16 protein-coding genes are annotated in these 17,530 nt (G+C 49.4%); 1 reads left to right on the forward strand and 15 read right to left on the reverse strand.

The genetic code is table 11. The annotated features are described in order from the left end of the window. The first annotated feature begins 3 nt into the window (after positions 1 to 3). Positions 4 to 579: a P-loop nucleotide/nucleoside kinase family protein gene (locus tag NE473_RS25260; protein WP_055649503.1), complete on the forward strand. Its 576-nt coding sequence runs from the start codon at positions 4 to 6 to the stop codon at positions 577 to 579. Between the two features lie 209 nt (positions 580 to 788). On the opposite strand, the gene NE473_RS25265 is transcribed toward NE473_RS25260, so the two are convergent. The 15 genes from NE473_RS25265 to NE473_RS25335 form a co-directional block, all read right to left on the reverse strand. Next, complete coding sequence (locus NE473_RS25265) at positions 789 to 1,115, reverse strand: hypothetical protein (RefSeq protein WP_055649504.1); 327 nt, start codon at positions 1,113 to 1,115, stop codon at positions 789 to 791. 128 nt (positions 1,116 to 1,243) lie between these two features. Beyond that, complete coding sequence (locus NE473_RS25270) at positions 1,244 to 2,596, reverse strand: MATE family efflux transporter (RefSeq protein ID WP_055649505.1); 1,353 nt, start codon at positions 2,594 to 2,596, stop codon at positions 1,244 to 1,246. A 129-nt stretch (positions 2,597 to 2,725) separates the two neighbouring features. Beyond that, positions 2,726 to 3,823: a substrate-binding domain-containing protein gene (locus NE473_RS25275; protein ID WP_341465586.1), complete on the reverse strand. Its 1,098-nt coding sequence runs from the start codon at positions 3,821 to 3,823 to the stop codon at positions 2,726 to 2,728. Further along, positions 3,804 to 5,297 (reverse strand): sulfatase-like hydrolase/transferase, encoded by a 1,494-nt coding sequence (locus tag NE473_RS25280; protein ID WP_242866086.1) that lies wholly within the window; start codon positions 5,295 to 5,297, stop codon positions 3,804 to 3,806. The genes NE473_RS25275 and NE473_RS25280 overlap by 20 nt, the downstream gene beginning before the upstream one ends. Then, the gene (locus NE473_RS25285; protein WP_055649508.1) at positions 5,269 to 6,789 is read right to left on the reverse strand and encodes a sulfatase; all 1,521 of its coding nucleotides are present in this window, start codon (positions 6,787 to 6,789) and stop codon (positions 5,269 to 5,271) included. Before NE473_RS25285 ends, NE473_RS25280 begins: the two co-directional genes overlap by 29 nt. 36 nt (positions 6,790 to 6,825) lie before the next feature. Continuing rightward, on the reverse strand, positions 6,826 to 7,668 hold the full coding sequence (locus tag NE473_RS25290) for a carbohydrate ABC transporter permease (protein WP_006775445.1): 843 nt from the start codon (positions 7,666 to 7,668) through the stop codon (positions 6,826 to 6,828). 26 nt (positions 7,669 to 7,694) lie between these two features. Continuing rightward, complete coding sequence (locus NE473_RS25295) at positions 7,695 to 8,552, reverse strand: carbohydrate ABC transporter permease (RefSeq protein WP_006775444.1); 858 nt, start codon at positions 8,550 to 8,552, stop codon at positions 7,695 to 7,697. A gap of 81 nt (positions 8,553 to 8,633) precedes the next feature. Beyond that, positions 8,634 to 10,058: an ABC transporter substrate-binding protein gene (locus NE473_RS25300; RefSeq protein ID WP_055649510.1), complete on the reverse strand. Its 1,425-nt coding sequence runs from the start codon at positions 10,056 to 10,058 to the stop codon at positions 8,634 to 8,636. Between the two features lie 424 nt (positions 10,059 to 10,482). Further along, on the reverse strand, positions 10,483 to 11,304 hold the full coding sequence (locus tag NE473_RS25305) for an AAC(3) family N-acetyltransferase (protein ID WP_055649511.1): 822 nt from the start codon (positions 11,302 to 11,304) through the stop codon (positions 10,483 to 10,485). 209 nt (positions 11,305 to 11,513) lie between these two features. Further along, complete coding sequence (locus NE473_RS25310) at positions 11,514 to 11,795, reverse strand: 4Fe-4S dicluster domain-containing protein (RefSeq protein WP_055649512.1); 282 nt, start codon at positions 11,793 to 11,795, stop codon at positions 11,514 to 11,516. Then, positions 11,782 to 13,734 carry an FAD-dependent oxidoreductase gene (locus NE473_RS25315; protein ID WP_055649513.1) on the reverse strand — a complete coding sequence of 651 codons (1,953 nt, stop codon included), beginning with the start codon at positions 13,732 to 13,734 and terminating at the stop codon, positions 11,782 to 11,784. Before NE473_RS25315 ends, NE473_RS25310 begins: the two co-directional genes overlap by 14 nt. A gap of 1 nt (position 13,735) precedes the next feature. Then, positions 13,736 to 14,707 (reverse strand): ABC transporter ATP-binding protein, encoded by a 972-nt coding sequence (locus NE473_RS25320; RefSeq protein ID WP_055649514.1) that lies wholly within the window; start codon positions 14,705 to 14,707, stop codon positions 13,736 to 13,738. Beyond that, complete coding sequence (locus NE473_RS25325; RefSeq protein ID WP_256265409.1) at positions 14,704 to 15,693, reverse strand: ABC transporter ATP-binding protein; 990 nt, start codon at positions 15,691 to 15,693, stop codon at positions 14,704 to 14,706. Before NE473_RS25325 ends, NE473_RS25320 begins: the two co-directional genes overlap by 4 nt. 12 nt (positions 15,694 to 15,705) lie before the next feature. Next, positions 15,706 to 16,572, reverse strand: a complete 867-nt coding sequence (locus NE473_RS25330) for an ABC transporter permease (RefSeq protein ID WP_070102766.1) — start codon at positions 16,570 to 16,572, stop codon at positions 15,706 to 15,708. Then, complete coding sequence (locus NE473_RS25335; protein ID WP_055649517.1) at positions 16,565 to 17,515, reverse strand: ABC transporter permease; 951 nt, start codon at positions 17,513 to 17,515, stop codon at positions 16,565 to 16,567. Before NE473_RS25335 ends, NE473_RS25330 begins: the two co-directional genes overlap by 8 nt. Positions 17,516 to 17,530 lie beyond the last annotated feature (15 nt).

The raw sequence follows: 17,530 nt of genomic DNA on the forward strand, positions 1-17,530 counted from the left end.
CGCTTGAATAAAAAAATTATTGTTATTGAGGGGTATCTGGCCTCTGGAAAATCTACTTTTGCAGTACAATTATCCAAAACGCTGACTATACCATATCTGATAAAAGATACCTTTAAGATTGCATTATGCAGCAGCCTGTCTATCGCAGACCGATATGAAAGCAGTCGTTTTTCTGCTGTTACATTTGACGCCATGATGTATGTAACGGAACGACTTATGGAAACAGGATATCCATTCATTATCGAAGGGAATTTTGCACCTGCGGGAATCAAAAAGACAGACGAATCCAGTGTAATAAAAACATTGATTCATAAATATGATTATACACCATTGACGTTTCAGTTTATGGGCGATACACAGGTCTTGCATCAGCGTTTTATCGAACGCGAAAATACTCTCGAACGAGGACAGGTAAATAAAATGGGATTTATTCCTTCTTATAATGAGTTCGATAAATGGTGCCATAATCTCGATATGTTTCATATCGGCGGAAAAATAATAAAAGTTGACACAACAGATTTTAGCACAGTGGATTTTACCGGTTATTTTAATACAGCCAGCCTGTTTATAAATTCATAAGCATGATTCCCCATCAAAAGGTAATTTGACAATCGAACATAACGGTTTAATTTGACGCTTTTTTGATACCATACCTGCAAAAGACCAGAAATAAAAATGACCAACAGGCAGAAAAACGTGCCGAACCGCCGGAAATCATCGTATTTCCCGGCAGTCCGGCACGTTTCTTTTTCAGCACGTAAGTTCCGTTTCAGCCAATGATTTTCTGTTTACTGCATGCCGTTTTCGTCCTCGCAGTAGATCTCCCGGTCCAGAAGTTCCTGCAGACGGTGTTCCTGCAGTTCCTCGTGAAGCTTACTCCCATACCGGACCCACATGGCATCTTCCCGGAATATGTACTCACAGTTCTGCAACTGTTCCATGTCCTCGGTCAGGATCGTATAGACCCTCTTGCCTTCCTCATACAGTTCTTCCGCGGATATCTCCGCTTCATTCCCGCGATGATACCCGCTTAAGTCCACAGCACGGATATGGCCATCCGACAGGGCTATCACCAAAGCGTCCTTCCGCTCTATCACATCCAGTAATTTTTCCATCTCCAGAATCTCCTCCCTGAACTCTGCGTTCTGACAATCATAGTATCATTATACAGAACATACGTTCTTTTATCAACTACTATTTTTTGCCATAGTTCTTCTTCGGCACAGTTTGGGAGTTCGGGTCTCTAATCTCTCGTCAGCTTCCTCATCCAGTTTCCGTACCTCACCTCAAGGAAGGCAGGAACCACCTTAAAAATCTGATCCGCATTCAGGCAGCAGACTACCACGACCGGAGAAGCCTTTACGACAAATGCCATGAAAAGGGAGACCGGTATGACGATCAGCCAGATACTGATTAAATCCATCTTAACCACGAACATGGGATTTCCCCCACCGCGGATAATTCCGTTATTCGTCGGCATCTGATAGGACATCCCCACGCATACAACGCTTAAAATAACCAGGAACGTGTTTGCCATCTCCCGGGTTTCCGCCGAAAGGTCATACAGGCTTAGTACCGGTATCCGGATAAAGAAAAGAAGGGTGCCGGACACGATTCCGATCAGAACGAAGATTCTCTGCAGGCTTCGCGCGTAGCTTACGGCCCGGTCACGGTCTCCGCTTCCAACTGCCTTTCCGATCATGACGGACGTGGCCGCAGCCGATCCCACCGCCATGGACTTCACCATCAAAAACAGGGTCGACGCTACACTGTTGGCTGCGATGGCATTGGCCGTCATGTGCCCCAGAATGACCGTCTGCAGCGCCGTATTGACACCCCAGAGCCCCTGTACAGTGAGCATGGGAATCGTAACTTTTAAGTAGTCACCGGTCAGGATGCGGTCCCACGCGAGATAATCCCGCCATTTTAAGTTAAGCTTCCGCTCTCTTTTCGATATGTAGAGAAGTAGAACAATACATTCCAGAATCCGCGCAGCCAGAGTGCCGATGGCAGCGCCCTTCACGCCCATCTCCGGAGCACCGAAATGACCGTTTATCAGAACGTAATTGATGCCGCAGTTGACGAACAGAGTGAGAACAGACAGTTTAAACGCGATTTTTACTGTCTCGACACTGCGGAGAGTAGCCAGAAGAATCTGTGTCACTGCAAAAAACAGGTAGGTAAATCGGATAATATTTAAGTACCGGGCACCCTCTGCGATGATTCCGCTGTCCCGTGTGAAAATTCCCATAACACGGTATGGAATCAGGCTCACGACCCCAAACAGAGCGATGGACAGAACCAGCCCAAAGCGCATGGCCGCCGATGCCAGCCTTTTCATGGGCGCAGTCTGATTCTTCCCCCAGTACTGGCTGCCCACAATTACCACACCGTCTCCCAGCGCGTGCAGAAGCTGCTGATAGACGAACTGAATCTGATTGACTGCGGCCACCCCGGCCAGAGCCGTCTCGCTGTATGCTCCCAGCATCATATTGTCCGCCAGATTTACGCTCAGCGTCACCACATTCTGCAGCACCAGAACGACCGCCAGCGACAGAAAGCGGCGGTATAATCCCTCATCCTTTTCCACAAACATTTCCCCCGTATATCAAATGATACCGTTATTCGGCAGTATAGTCCCTGTTTATTATACCTCGCCGGGAAAATTTTGCAAGATGGAAGCAGGAGATGGGAGGTCCCCGTGATTATCACTGCTGCAGAGACCTCACGCCTTTTTCACGGGCAGCGCCACGCAGCTTTCTCTTCTTACAAGTTCTGTCGGAAACTCGATATTGACTGCCGATGTATGCCCCTTATTGATCCGGTCCAGCAGAATCTTCACAGCCATGCGCCCCATCTCCCTCACGGGCACATTGACGGTCGTCAGCATTGGCGAAACAATCTGTCCCATCTCGATATTATCAATTCCTACAACCGATAATTCTTCCGGCACCTTAATCTTAAGTTCCCGGCACGCCCGGATAATTCCGACCGCAATCATATCACAGCTGCAGAAATATGCCGTTGGAAGCAGATCCTTCTCTGCCTGAAGGAAGGCACAGGCCGCTTTATAGTCAATCCCGAATGCAGACTTATAGCCATGGATCACAGATTCATCGATCTTCATGTTGTGCTCGGTAAAGAAATCAAAATATGCATCATATGCAGAAATGTCTTTTAATCCCGCGTAACCGATTCTGCGGTGGCCTAAATCATACAAATACCGGATCGCGGTTTTCGCTGCCTCGTATCCGTCACACCGGACCCGGTCAAACGGGACCTCATTCACATCAATCCCAACCACCACCACATTCTTGAATTTATCCCGCAAAAGCTGGTCCAGATCGCTTCCCGGTTTTCCCAGCACAACGATCCCATCCTTTTCCAGCTGGCTGATCCTCTCATTCTGTATTTCTGAAATATGCAGCATGGAAAAAGAATAGCCGAGGGGACAGCCCTGAACAAGGGCTTCCTGTTCTACCGCCTGTGCTATCGGAGAAAAAAACTGTTCTGCCACAGAATTTTCCGTTCTGGCAAAAAGGCAGGAGATATTACGGCTCATTGGTCTTTTTGACCCGTTCTTTTTTAACTCTTTTGCCATCAGGTTAGGGGTATAGCCTGAGTTCCGTACAATCTCCCACACTCTGGCTTCCGCTTCCCGTGAGGTGCACTTGTAGTTTTCTTTATTGATAATCCTGGATACTGTCGAAACAGACAGTCCGGTCTCCTGTGCAATTTCTTTTAATGTCATACCTTCTCCTCTCTGTATGATACCCCTAACCTCCGTTCGATGGTAATCTGTCTCAATGAAAAAACGGAATATTGTCGCCGGTTTCCCTCTGCCACTCTTTTAATTTCTTCGTCATCTCTGCCTGAACCGCACGGTAGTCCGGATCGTCATACCGGTTTTTCAGCTCATACGGATCAGCCTTCAAATCATACAGTTCATAGGTCTGTCCCAGCGTAGCAATCAGCTTGTAATTTTCATCCGTGACTGCCCTTGCCTTCACATACTCCCCATACCCAAGACCATACGTTTCGCTCACTGCGTACTCCGGCTTCCGTTTTCCCTGGCAGATCGGAATCAGGCTTTCTCCGTGCACGCTGTTTTTGTACGTTAATCCGGCCGCCTCCATAATTGTCACAGGCACATCGACCGTGCAGACCGGAGCATCGATCTTCATTCCCGCCTCTATGGTTCCTTTCCACTTGATTCCTAAAGGAACTCTTAAAACCTCCTGGGATAAATACGACCCTTTGTCGAAATGGCCTCCGTGACAGGCAAGACCGTCGCCATGGTCGGCAGTCCAGATAATGATCGTATTTTCTTCCATTCCCAGTTCCTTTACCTTATCCAGTATTCTGCCGACAGCCTCGTCGATCATTGTAATCTGCGCCGCACAGCATTTGAGCATTTCTTCATATTCTTTCCAGTCAAGAGCATTGGGAATAACGATGCGGTTGTCTTTTCCGATCGGTACATTTTTCTCCGTGAAATAAACCTCCGGTTTCCCATCGAGGCCGCTGCTGAAACTGGCATAGGGCGGATAAGAGACATCCTTATACAGATCATAATACTCCTGAGTTGGAAAGTATGGCTGATGAGGTCCCCAGAAATCCACTCTCAGGGAAAATGGAGCCTCCTCTCCATCTGCGCTCAGTTCTTCCAGTTTTTCACATGCCAATTCTGACAGGAAGAAAAATTCCAATGTTTCCTTGGGAGTCACCGTAATTCCGTAAGCGGCTTCACAGCAGTGCCTGGGATCCTGCAGTTTAAAGAGTTCTCCATTTCTCGGCACTTCATCCGGAGAGCCCTTCTGATACGCCTGCTGGCTCTTATCCGCCCAGAAAAAGACCCTTTCGATCCGGTGAGCGGCCGCCGGAAGATTCCGTTTTTTCAAATAGTCTTTATATTCCTTTGTGACATATGGGTTCCCATACTCCTCCGGAGACAATCCTTCGCAGTGGTGGTCCAGCGCACACCCCGGCCCTGCATGCCATTTGCCAAAATAGTAGTTCCGATACCCTGCTTCGGCCAGAGAATCCAGATAGACTTCATCGCTGTACGGCGGATTGGTCTCATTGTGATACTGTTTATGTGCATGCGGATACAGACCTGTGAGAAGCGTTCTTCTCGACGGCCCGCACAGAGGCGCCGCACAGCAGGCGTGTGTAAATTCCGCTCCTTCCTCCACAAATTGTTCGAAAAACGGCCGATACGGCTTGTTTTCATAGAATGTCCACTGATGCAGTGCCTGATGGTCGCTGTTAATCATGATAACGTTTGGTTTCTTCAACGGTTTCACCTCTGTTTTCTTTTATTCCGAGACGTATCAGCTGTTCCTGCGGCGCCTGATATTCCAAAAGTGCGGCGCGCAGCTTCTCAATCATTTCCAGTTCCAGCGCCTTATCTTTTATCGGTCTGTTCTGACATGGATCTGACTGAATGTCAAACAGTAAATTCTCCCGCACATAGTCCAGTCCTTCCGGACATTCCGGATAATGGCCTTCCACCCGGTATCTGACCTTATAGACCGGGAAATCCGTATACGGCAGAAACGTTCCCATCTCATAATCCCCTGGTTTTATATCCCAATACTTCAAAAATGTGGTCGGCATCGCACCATACAGAAAGCACGGCTGATTATCTTCGGATACCGGAGCACGGAAATAGGTATGTGTTCCGTCCGTCACATTAACCGCTTTGCCAAACCAGCCATAGACCGCCTTATCACGAACCGGCGTATCATGCGGAATCATTGGCAGCAGGCTCTTTCCCTGTACGGTCTTTGGCGTCTCTGTCTTAAAATACTCCAGAAACGTCGGCATCAGATCAATATTCTGTGTCAGACTGCTGATCCGTTTGCCCGCATATGCAGAACCGGGCAGATGAACGAACAGCGGAATATGAACCAGCTCCTGGTAGGCAGGCATGAAATTTTTCGCCGCAAATCCGTGTTCCCCCAGCATATGGCCGTGATCCGACGTCACCACAATGAGGGATTCATCATATATCCCCGTATCCTTAAGCTTCTGAATAAACGTTCCAAACCAGTGATCCATCATGGTCAGCGTTGCCGAATACTCATTCCGCAAATGTTCCATTGCCTCCGGAGTCTCCTCATTAAGCGCCTGGTATGACGGCCAGTCGAAATACGGTCCGTCATACGCATCGGGATACAGTTCCCTGTAATTTTCCGTACAGTCAAAAGGCTCATGGGGATCAAAGGCTTCGACCATCATGAAGTAATCATCCGCATCGCGGTTGCTGTCAATCCAGTTACATGCAGACCTAAAAGTTCTCGGCGTCGGATACTCCTCCTCCTTCGTATAGGCCAGACGGTTTAACTGATTCTGACGATTGACCTTTCCATAATGCGGCTGGGGAATATCGCTTCCCTTCACTCTCGATACCCAGACATCCCCTTCCTGCCCCCGCTCAAAGTTCCACGTATGAAACATCTGGCAGTAGTTCTCCCCACCGATCTCAAAATAGTGTGGATGGTCCGTTGTAATATGTGTGAAAATCCCATGCTCCCGAAGTTTACTGATGAGTGTAACATCAAATGGTTCCATACCGCCCCAGTTTCTCTCCAGAAAATTGATTCTCCCCGTAAAGATATCCCGTCTTGCAGGCATGCAGGGAGCGGAAGCCACGTAATGGGAATCAAAGGTAATATTTTCCTGTGAAAATCTGGTCAGGTGTTCTGCCATCACCTTAGTATCCGGATTATAGCACGGAAGGAAATGACGGTTTAAACTGTCAATCAGAATTAAAAATGCTTTCATTTAAAGTGTTCCTTTCTATCTCTTTTTTTGACGCACTCAACCCTTGACAGATCCGGAGACCAGCCCGTCGATGAAATAGCGCTGTGTGATCATAAAGAAAATGAGGACTGGCGCGATTAAGATCATGGCTCCGGCCATCATAATCCCGATGTCCGATCCAAACTGCCCTGACATGCTGCGAAGCATCAGCGTTGCAGTGAAATTTTTCTCACCCTGAAGAAAGGTCGAGGTGATCAGGAACTCATTCCATGCGTTAAGGCCCACGATTACGCTGACGGTCAGAAGGCCGGGAGACACAACGGGCGCCATAACATACCACAATACGTGTCCCGTATTGGCTCCGTCAATTCTGGCGGCTTCCTCCAGTTCTTTGGGAACGTTTAAAAAGAATGTCCGCATCAGAAACAGCGCCAGCGGTATATTTCTGGCTGCAAGAATGAAGCTGATCGGCACAACCGTACCCACGAGTTTTAAATAGGACATCACATAATAAAGCGGAAATAAAAACAGCTGAATCGGGATCGTCATAACAATCATGAAATACACAAGCGCCAGATTCACCACTTTTCCTCTTCTTGTGGCGAGCACATAGCCGCCCAGGGTCGAGGTAAACAGCACAATCACTATCGTACAGGCCGCCAGAATGATACTGTTTTTAAACCCGATGCCGAACTTGGCATAGCTCCATGCGCTGGTATAGTTGACCGGCGTAAAGCTCTCCGGCCAGGACAGCGGATTGGCGACAATCGCCACATGGGGCTTGAAGCTGTTAAGCACGACGAGTGCAATTGGAAACAGCGCCGTGATCACCAGCAGAATCAGGATCGCATGAACCGTAACCAGCGTGACGATCCGCTTTTTCTTACCCATTACTGCCATATAAACTCCTTTCCGGCACTTGGCCTCTATGACATAATCTCATTTTGTGACAGGTGGATGTAGACAAAGGAGGCAATCAGCCCGAAAAAGCTCATGAAGAGAGCGATAGCTGCCGCCTTTCCAACCTGAAGAGACGCAAATGCAAACGTATATGCATAGGTACTCAGCATCTCCGTCGAGTGCGCAGGACCTCCCGACGTCATCAGGTAGACATAGTCATACGTCAGGAAAGAATTTATGACAGACATGATCATCATCAGTTTAAAGGTTGGAAGCATATTGGGGAAATAGACGTAGCGAAACAGCTGCCATCCGCTGCATCCTTCCACCCGGGCCGCCTCCACCTGATCCTCCGGCGTCTGCCTTAAGGAGGCTAAGTAGACCACCATTAAAAATCCCCAGTAGTGCCAGATATCTGTGGCAGCAACCGCATACAAAGCGGTTTTCATATCGCTGAGCAGAGATGGAATATGAAAGCCCTGACGGTTTAAATAGCCCACCAGTCCGAAAATCGGATTGTAAATAATGTTCTGCCATACGGCCACATTGGTCACTGGCGCAAGTACATATGGGAATAAAAACAGCATCTGGTACAGTCCCTTGTGTCTGCGGTTCAGCAGAAGCACGGATGTCAAAAGTCCGATCACCACAGGAATTGTCAGAAACAGCGCAACCCATCTCACATTGTCATAGATTGCCCTCCAGAATATCTTATCACCGAAAAGCTCGGAGAAATTCCGCAGTCCTATGAAATGAAAATTCATGGAAACGCCATTCCAGTCCGTGAATGACGCAAATATCGTCATCACACCTGGAATAAACACAACGGCCATGCTCAGCACAAAAGCCGGGAGAAGCAATAGATAATCTCGTCTGCGTTTCATTTTTACCCTCCTTTGCAGCAGAGCCGGACATGTAATACCCGTCCGGCTCTGTCTCCTCCTAAACTGATTTGCCCGCCCGTTCTACCGTTTTGGCAGCGGGACTACCAGGCCATTGGCAAGTTCCTTCTCAAATTCCGCATCCGTTCTGTCTAAAACCTCCTCCGCGCTCATGGTCCCAAGCCACACACCATCGATATCCTGCAGCGCGACATCTGTGGCCGGCGGACAGAAGCTGGTCGTATAATATCCGTAATTTCCTTCCTCAATCGCTTTTAAGGTATCAATCATAACGTCGCAGAACACCGCGGAGATCCCCGTCATGGTATCTGCCGGTATATCATACTGCTTCAGCGGGATTGCCCAGTATCCGGGCCAATCCTTCGTCAGCTTGACCATAAAGTCGTTCGTCATGATCTTATCCAGAATCTCCGCACACTCGTCCTTGTAAGGAGAAAAAGCGTTGATCGACAGGCAGGAGGTGACCCCCAGCGTATAGGTCGGATATTTCACCTTATCATTGGTAGCCGGGAACGGGAAGAATCCAAAATCGTCTTCTGTGAGACCCCGGAAATACTTTGGTGCCCACTGGAATACATTGGAAGGTCCGACGAAGAAAGGCGCCATACCCATGGACAAAAGCTGGACGCTCTCATCGAAGTTCAGATCCGTATAGTTGTCACCGCCGAGCCAGCCGTTCTGATACCATTCTGCCGATTTATTCAGCGCCTCCACCATATCGGGGTTGTTCCATTTCGCTTCGCCCTTCAGACATTCATACACCTTTTCCGGTCCCGCGATATGGTTTAAAAACAGGCTGGAATAGTTGGCATTGACAGGCTTCCATCCCTTATTGCCCGTTACGCTTCCGTAAAGACCTTTCTCCTGGGCCGCCTTCATGATTGTCTCCATCTCCTCGATGGTCTTCGGGACTTCCCAGCCATTATCAGAGAGCACTTTCTTATTATAGAAGACGCCCATAACCATCAGGGAGTTCGACAGGCCATAGAGCGATCCTTCGTAAGTACCCAGATTGTAGATCGGTTCCAGCAGCCGGTCGTTCCAGCCGTACTTCTCCGCGTACCGGTCCAGATTTTCCAGCTTACCGGCCGAAGCGTAATTGGTCACATAAGAGGGGCCTGAAGTAAAGACGATATCCGGTCCACCATTGGCTGCCAGCGCTGTTGCAATGTTCTGATCATTCCCCGCATGGAATTCAATGTTTAATACATAGTCATCCTGAACCGCATTGATGTCGTCCTCAATAATCTGTTTTAAGAGAACCTGCTGATCCGCCGGAGCGCTCCAGAACCACAGAGAAATCTGCTTTTTCTCACCCGGTGCCGTCTCCGCCTTCTCCGGAGCTGGTGCCGCTTCCGCCGTTGTACTGCCTTCCGCAGTGGATTCTGTGGCAGCCGGTGACGTCGGTTTCTGATCCGCTGATCCGCATCCTCCCAGAAGAGAGGCTGCCATTACCGCCGACAGTAAAACTGATAAACACTTTTTCATCTTTTTTCCTCCTTTTTCTAAACCCAGCCGCTGTCTTTGGGGCTGCTTACGTACTCCACAGACAGAACATTTCACAGGCCTGATAAACACATGACCTGTTTGAATACAGTGGTTTTCTTGCTTCTTGTCTTTTTTTACATAATTTTTACTTATCATGATAAATAATTGGTAATTATTAATACAAATATATTTTATCATGATTTTATCTTTTGTTAAAGGATTATATATGAGAACGATTGCACCTTATATATCACTATGTTTTTACATAATTTATCATTTATTTATCTTCTGTATGGCACTGCATTATCAAATTGATGAAAAAGAAGGCAGAGAATCCTGATGAAACAGTACTCTCTGCCTTCTTTCCATACTATTTAATTATTGACTTTCTCCATCCGGCATTTAGTGCCGGTAAATGCTTTAATCATTTATTTTTATAATACGCTGTACAGAAATCAACGCATTCTTTCATATCCATTACCTTTGCCAGAGAAGGGGTAAAGGGGCCAAATTCCTTTATAATTGTCTTGTCAGAGCCCCTTTCATAAAAAAGCCTTTCTATTTCCCGGAAATCATCGTAAATATCCAGTTCCACATTTTTAAATTCAACCCACTTTTTTTCTCCGTTTACTAATATAGGGGCGCGCTCAATGATATCCTCTCTGTTCAAATGATACTCAGCTAAGTGGATTGATGTATTGGATTCAAAATCTGTTCCTAATAAAATAATCTTGGCACCCATCTCATATAGCTTTGCCAGAGGGGACTCATGGCCAAGCCCATAATCCAGCTTATGATTATTCGTAATGTAACCGGCTTCTTTTCCATATGCGGTGAATGAATACAATGGATGGCTGCTTCGCCGCGAACCAGGATAGAAGGCGAAATAGCCGGCTGCTTTCCCCAATTCCTCCGCCACCGGAGTTTTTCCCGGATCATACGGCTCGATACTGTTTCGGATATCAGCCAGCCATGCCTCCGGAACCGGAGGATTCTCCCATGATTTGGGATCTTCGAGCTGCGTAGTCTGTGCGGGCATCACCAAAGTTCCCGCCGGACCGATTGTTTCCAGAATCGATTCAATCATGGTTTGCTCTCCCCCAAACAGAAAACCGAACGCACGCAATGAAGCATGCAGAATCACAACATCGCCATATGCGATACCAGTCTGAGTTAATAAATTCATCAGATCTTTTTTGTAAAAAGGTGTTCCATTCTGATCAATAAACTTCTTTAAATTTCTCATTCACCTATATCCTCTCTTTATGCCATTTCGGCCTGACAGGTGTATTTCTTCATAGCACATATGCATCAGGTCTGATTTTCTTATTAGCATAGCACACCAAAATCAATCTCTCAATCATAACCCGTTTTATTTTCAGAGATAAAAAGAGGACCCGTGTACTCCTACAGTATAAACATACTGTAAGAGTGCCAGATCCATCTTCTGATTTGTTACCGCCCCTCTCTCACCGGCACAAACTTTGCCCGGTTCATCAGCGGATGCTCCAGTCTGACAGCCCCTTTTACCGGACACGCCATGACGCAGGCGCCGCAGTAGTAGCATTCTCCCGGATACATAACGATGGGCGGTTTTCCCTTCGCTTCTGATGGAAGCAGGATATCGCACTGACAGACCGATGCGCACCGGTTGCATCCGATACAGAGGCTCTCATCGTAAATGATCGGCCTGGCACTGCTGGCGACCGGCCTCACTGTAAATTCAGGCTTTTTCATGGCTGACCTCCCCCATATAATCCTGGTTGCGCCGTTCGTACTCCTCCTGGAGATTTCCGAAGAAATCGAGAGGAACGCTTCGTTCCCTCACCTGGCCGTCCTCCTGGCGGATGACGATGTGACGCCGTTCCCCTTCCGGGTCCATCTGCGGATAATCACTTCGCAGAAAGCACAGCGGTTGCGAACTGGAACGCCGCCGCAGACAGGCGTGAAGCACCAGCTGCGCAACAGTCAAAATGTCCAGCACCTCATGGGTTCTCATGAGATCGTGAGGATTGGCGCACGTCAGAGTAGGTACCACCTCCCGCTCATAGTTCTCCAAAAGATCGAGTCCCTCCTTTAAAAGGGCCTCACATTTCACTCCGCCGCAGTAGTTCTGCATTGTCTTGGATATCGCCATGTTCAGCTCTTTCCAGCCGGTTCCTTCCTCCACGTAAAGCGGTGCATACAGCCTCTCTTTTTCCCGATCAGCCTCTTTCCTGCTGAAATCCGCCATCTCGTGATCCGAAGCGTAACCGGCCGCCTTTCTTCCCGCATAATACCCGGTGGCACAGGCAAACCCCGCACAGTCAGAAGCATACAGCTGGTCTCCGGCCGCATAGATGCCGTCGATATTCGTCATTAAGTCCCAGTCATGCATGATTCCGCCCGGAGCACCGAAAAACTGGCGTTCCTGTTCCAGAAAACTGGCAGACTGCCATCCGGTTCCATAGCTTTGCAGCATACTCGTCTCCGGGTCAAATCCCCGCTCCGTATAATTCTCCAGAATCGGAACTCTGGTCTTTGCTTCCTCACCAACCATCATTCCCCATATGACACGGCGCTCATCCTCCGGCATACGGCTCAAATCCGCATAAAACGGAAGCTGGTATCCCCGGCGGATCAGCTCCTCAAAGTCCAGGGTCTCCGGGCCGCGGTATTCGTACTTAGGATTGTCTATAACACCGCCTTTTAAGAAGAATTTCTGGCCTTTGGCCGGATAATACCGCTGGGAAACGGTTTTCAGTTCATTTCCGTCACGGTCCACGTATGGAATCTCCACGCCTCTGGCATCCACCATGGTGGCCGCATACCAGGTGTTGTGGTTATTGCCTGTTCCATATGCGGGAAAGCTTCTTCCGGCACCGGAAAATTCTGCCCGCACCGATTTCTCCATCATGGTAAATTCTACACCGGCCCGCCACCCCATGGCGTGACCGCTTCCGATGCTCTGCATGGGTCGGAATTCACATAAACCTACCAGATCCGGATTAAACAGCCAGACTCTGGCCGGTCTGGACATGGTGAGAATCGTGGCTTTTGACCGGAAGATATAGAATTTTCCCGTGTGGACATCCATGCCGCAGGCCCCGGCCCCCTTTTTCTTCCCATCCTGCACCGCAGTCAAAAGAGCCGTTGCCTCCGTCCTCTCATACACCTTCACACCCAGCCTTTTCAGTTCCCGCGCCAGAGCCGGCTTAAAGGTGGTTCCCCAGACACGCAGTGTAAATTTGTTTTTATAATCATAGGCAAACATCAGCTTCGTCTTCTCATCCCGAAACTCCGCCCCCTTAAATTCATCCTCTGTATCCCGTACCTTTCCCCCAAAAGCTTCCATGTCCAGGACTCGGTCGTATCCCTCACGGCATTCGATATAGTGGGCGATTCCGTTGCTGTACCAGTCCTGCTCACGGACATAGGCTTCTGCGATTTCCTCTGGTGTCACTCCGGAACAGGGATTGGTGCAGGCTGATTCCCAGTGGTCAAACCCCGTTCCGGCAGATCCGCTTCGTTCCACGGCTCCCTTTTCCACCAGCACCACGGATTTTCCTTTTCTGGCTGCTGCTATGGCGGCAAAACATCCCGCCAGCCCGCCGCCCAGAACCAGGACGTCGCTGGTTACAGTCTCCTCAGCCCCAATCTCATTGGCGTAAGGCCATCTGTATGTCTCTTCACTCATGTTACTCCTCCATTCTGTCCAGACAACCCGGGCATGCCGCATAGTGTCCCGGACCGACTTCCTTAAGTAAAATCTCACCGGTCCTGCATTCGCCTTTGACAAACGGGCATCTCGCTGCAAACCGGCATCCCGGTCCCGGATTTACAGGACTGGCCACCTCACCCTGAAGCAGAGTCCTCTTTTTATTCCGCGAATCCGGACTGGGATCCGGGATCGCCGCAAGAAGCGCTCTCGTATACGGATGAAGCGGATTCCGGAAAAGCTCGGCCGACGACGCCTGTTCCACACATTTTCCCCGGTACATAACCATGATCTCATCGGATATGTGTTTGACCACAGACAGGTCATGGGTAATAAACAGATACGTCAGATTCATGCTGTCCTGAAGATCCATTAAGAGATTTAGAATCTGTGCCTGTATCGATACATCCAGTGCCGACACCGGCTCGTCACATACGACAAAGGCCGGTTCCATAATAAGCGCTCTGCCGATTCCGATTCTCTGACGGCGTCCTCCGTCCAGCTCATGGGGATAGGCTCCCGCAAGGCGTCTGGCCAGGCCCACCGTCTCCATCATGGCGTCCACTCTGGCCTCGATCTCCTTTTTATCTTTACAGACCTTATTGACAATCAGGGGCTCCGCGATCAGCTGGCGTACATTCATACGGCCGTTTAAGCTGGAATAAGGGTCCTGAAAAATCATCTGCATCCTGGGACGTATCCGTTTGAATTCCTTCTTTCCCACCCCCTGAAGACTGGTCCCCTCAAACAGGATTTCACCGTTCGTGGGTTCGTCAAGATACAAAAGCGTAGAGCCGAGAGTGGATTTTCCGCATCCTGATTCTCCTACGACTCCCAATGTCGTTCCCCGCCTGACGGAAAAGCTCACATCATCCACGGCGTGAAGCAGTCCGGAGGGGGTGTCAAAATATTTTTTTAGATGCTTTACATCAAGCAGCAGATCTTCCTTCATTTCTGCCCTCCCTCTCTATTGCCATACAGATGGCAGCGTATCAGATGACCGTTTTCATCGTACACGGCCGGCGCCGTCACGCTGCACTGCTCCATGCATTTCGTGCAGCGGGGTGAAAATTTGCATCCCTTCGGCAGATCCGTCGGATCCGGAAGAATTCCTTCAATCGGGTGAAGCCGCTTCGTCTCCTCTGTAAGGCTGGGAATGGAACCAAACAGTCCTTCTGTATAGGGATGGTGTCTGTTGCCGTTAAAGATATCACTCAGAGTTCCATACTCTACGATCTCTCCGGCGTAGACAATGGCTACCCTGTCACACGTCTCCGCAACTACGCCCAGATCATGGGTAATCATAATGACGCTGGTTCCGTATTTTCTCTGAAGGTCACAGATCATGGTCAGAATCTGTGCCTGTATGGTAACGTCAAGGGCGGTCGTCGGTTCATCGGCGATTAAAAGCTCCGGACTCAGAATCAGTGCCATGGCGATCACCACACGCTGACGCATACCGCCGGAAAACTGGTGGGGATAATTGGCCTTCCGCTCCTTTGGAATCCCCACCATCTCCAGAGTGTCCTCCACCCGTTTTTCAATCTCTTTCTTCGTCAGACCTTCGGTGTTGTGAAGCTCCAGGGCCTCGGCTATCTGACTGCTGATCGTGAGGACTGGATTTAAGGCCGACATAGGGTCTTGAAATATCATGGATATTCTGGCTCCCCTTATCTTCTCCATCTCATGGGGGCTGAGTTTTCCAAGCTCCATCCCCTCAAATCGGATGGTCCCTCCGGTGATCTTCCCCGTCCGTTCCGGCAAAAGCCCCAGGATGGTCAGCGCCGTCGTGGTCTTACCTGCGCCGGTTTCTCCCACCAGCCCTAAGGTCTCCCCTTTTCCGAGGGAAAAGCTGATTCCGTTTACGGCGTATACCGTCTCCATATCCGTCTCATATACGACGGAAAGATTGTCTATCTCCAGTATTGTTTCACTCATTGCGCCACCTCCTTAGTCCTTCAGCTTGGGATCCAGGGCGTCGGTAAGCCCGTCACCCACCAGATTGAATGCCAGGGAAGCAAGCAGGATAAAGACACCCGGGAAAAACAGCAGATACGGTGAAGTAAACATATATTTCTGCGCACCGGAAAGCAGCGCGCCCCATTCCGGAGACGGAGGCTGGATTCCCATGCCGATAAAGCTTAAGCCTGCGGCCGATAAGATCATCCCGGAGATGCTCATCGTCGTATTAACAATGATAGGTCCCATGGCATTGGGAAGCACATAACGGAAAATAATACGGGCATTGGAGGTGCCATAAGACTTGGCGGCCCGGATATAATCCTGTTCCGCCACCGTCATGACAACCGACCGGATCAGCCTTACGTTTCCCGGAATGCAGGATATGGTAATTGCTATAATCAGATTCTTTAAGTTCGTTCCCAGTGCCGCCACCACGGCCAGGGACATGAGAATCGGCGGCACACAGATAAATACATCCATGATCCGGCAGATGGTGTTGTCGATCACCCCACCGAAATATCCCGCGCTGGCTCCCAGCACGGCGCCGATCACCAGTGCCATTAAGCTGGTTGAAACACCGATAAAGAGGGAGTATCTGGAACCGTGAACGACTCTTGCAAACAGATCTCGGCCGTATTCGTCCGTTCCGAAAAAATGGGATGCTCCCGGCATCAGAAGCCTTGCTCCTCCATCCTGTTCGATACACCTGGAGTAAGGGACAATGAGGTCGGCAAACACGGCAATCGCGACAATTACAATCAGGATCACCAGTCCCAGCATGGCAGCCTTATTTTTCTTAAACCGGTACCATACTTCGTTCCTGACGGCATTTTTTCGTTTTTTTTCCTTATCCACGGCTCTTACCTCCCTCCTGGTACTTGGCCTTGATTCTTGGATCAATGAAGGCATAGAGAACATCAACCAGAAGAATAATGAGGCTGAATAAGAAGGCCAGGAACAAGGTGGATCCCATGACCACAGGAATATCCTTCTGACGGATGGCCGTCGTAATTAAGGTTCCCATGCCCGGCATTGCAAACACGGTCTCGGCGATGATCGCACCGCCTAAGGAGGCGCCAAAGCTGGTCCCCAGCGTTGTAACGACCGGAAGGAGAGCATTTCTCAGCGCGTGGCGCATGATAATTCTCTTTTCTCCCGCTCCCTTGGCCCGGGCCGTCCGGATGTACTCCTGCCTCACCGTCTCAAGCATGGCGGACCTGGTGAGACGAAGCAGACTGGCCGCCGATCCTAAGGATATGGTAATGGTCGGCAGGATAAAATGCTTCAGTGTACCGGCTCCATAGGATGGCAGCAGCCCCAGATGAAGAGAAAACACCAGCATCAGCATGAGCCCCAGCCAGAAACCCGGTATGGAGGCAAACACCAGTGCCACGATCACACAGGTATGATCCAACACGGAATACTGTCTGACTGCTGATATAATCCCCAGCAGAATCCCGATAACCGCAGACAGGGACATGGAAAACACGGTCAGGAGCAGGGTGTTGGGAAATCTTGCAGCAATATCCTGAATCACCGGCTGGCGGCTCTGATAGGACACCCCCAGATTAAAGTGGAACAGGATATCCCCGATATAGCGGAAGAAACGGATCAGAAACGGCTTATCATACCCGAATTCCGCATTCAGCGCCGCGATATCCTCTTTCGACGCCGTAATTCCGAGGATAATGGAACCCGGATCTCCCGGTGTCATGGATAAGATGGAAAATACTAAAAATGCAACTCCCAGTAGAACAGGGATCATGTACAGAAGCCGCTTGGCCACGTATTTAGTCATGGAGAATTCTCCTCC

It is taken from the genome of Hungatella sp. SL.1.14 (assembly GCF_024460495.1).
Lineage (GTDB): Bacteria > Bacillota > Clostridia > Lachnospirales > Lachnospiraceae > Hungatella > Hungatella hathewayi.

Excerpts from the sequence above, each read along its gene's own strand:
- NE473_RS25300 (WP_055649510.1), bottom strand. The coding sequence starts at position 10,058 with ATGAAAAAGTGTTTATCAGTTTTACTGTCGGCGGTAATGGCAGCCTCT.
- NE473_RS25335 (WP_055649517.1), bottom strand. The coding sequence starts at position 17,515 with ATGACTAAATACGTGGCCAAGCGGCTTCTGTACATGATCCCTGTTCTA.
- NE473_RS25310 (WP_055649512.1), bottom strand. The coding sequence starts at position 11,795 with ATGAAAAAGCCTGAATTTACAGTGAGGCCGGTCGCCAGCAGTGCCAGG.
- NE473_RS25270 (WP_055649505.1), bottom strand. The coding sequence starts at position 2,596 with ATGTTTGTGGAAAAGGATGAGGGATTATACCGCCGCTTTCTGTCGCTG.
- NE473_RS25285 (WP_055649508.1), bottom strand. The coding sequence starts at position 6,789 with ATGAAAGCATTTTTAATTCTGATTGACAGTTTAAACCGTCATTTCCTT.
- NE473_RS25290 (WP_006775445.1), bottom strand. The coding sequence starts at position 7,668 with ATGGCAGTAATGGGTAAGAAAAAGCGGATCGTCACGCTGGTTACGGTT.
- NE473_RS25305 (WP_055649511.1), bottom strand. The coding sequence starts at position 11,304 with ATGAGAAATTTAAAGAAGTTTATTGATCAGAATGGAACACCTTTTTAC.
- NE473_RS25295 (WP_006775444.1), bottom strand. The coding sequence starts at position 8,552 with ATGAAACGCAGACGAGATTATCTATTGCTTCTCCCGGCTTTTGTGCTG.
- NE473_RS25315 (WP_055649513.1), bottom strand. The coding sequence starts at position 13,734 with ATGAGTGAAGAGACATACAGATGGCCTTACGCCAATGAGATTGGGGCT.
- NE473_RS25265 (WP_055649504.1), bottom strand. The coding sequence starts at position 1,115 with ATGGAAAAATTACTGGATGTGATAGAGCGGAAGGACGCTTTGGTGATA.
- NE473_RS25320 (WP_055649514.1), bottom strand. The coding sequence starts at position 14,707 with ATGAAGGAAGATCTGCTGCTTGATGTAAAGCATCTAAAAAAATATTTT.
- NE473_RS25325 (WP_256265409.1), bottom strand. The coding sequence starts at position 15,693 with ATGAGTGAAACAATACTGGAGATAGACAATCTTTCCGTCGTATATGAG.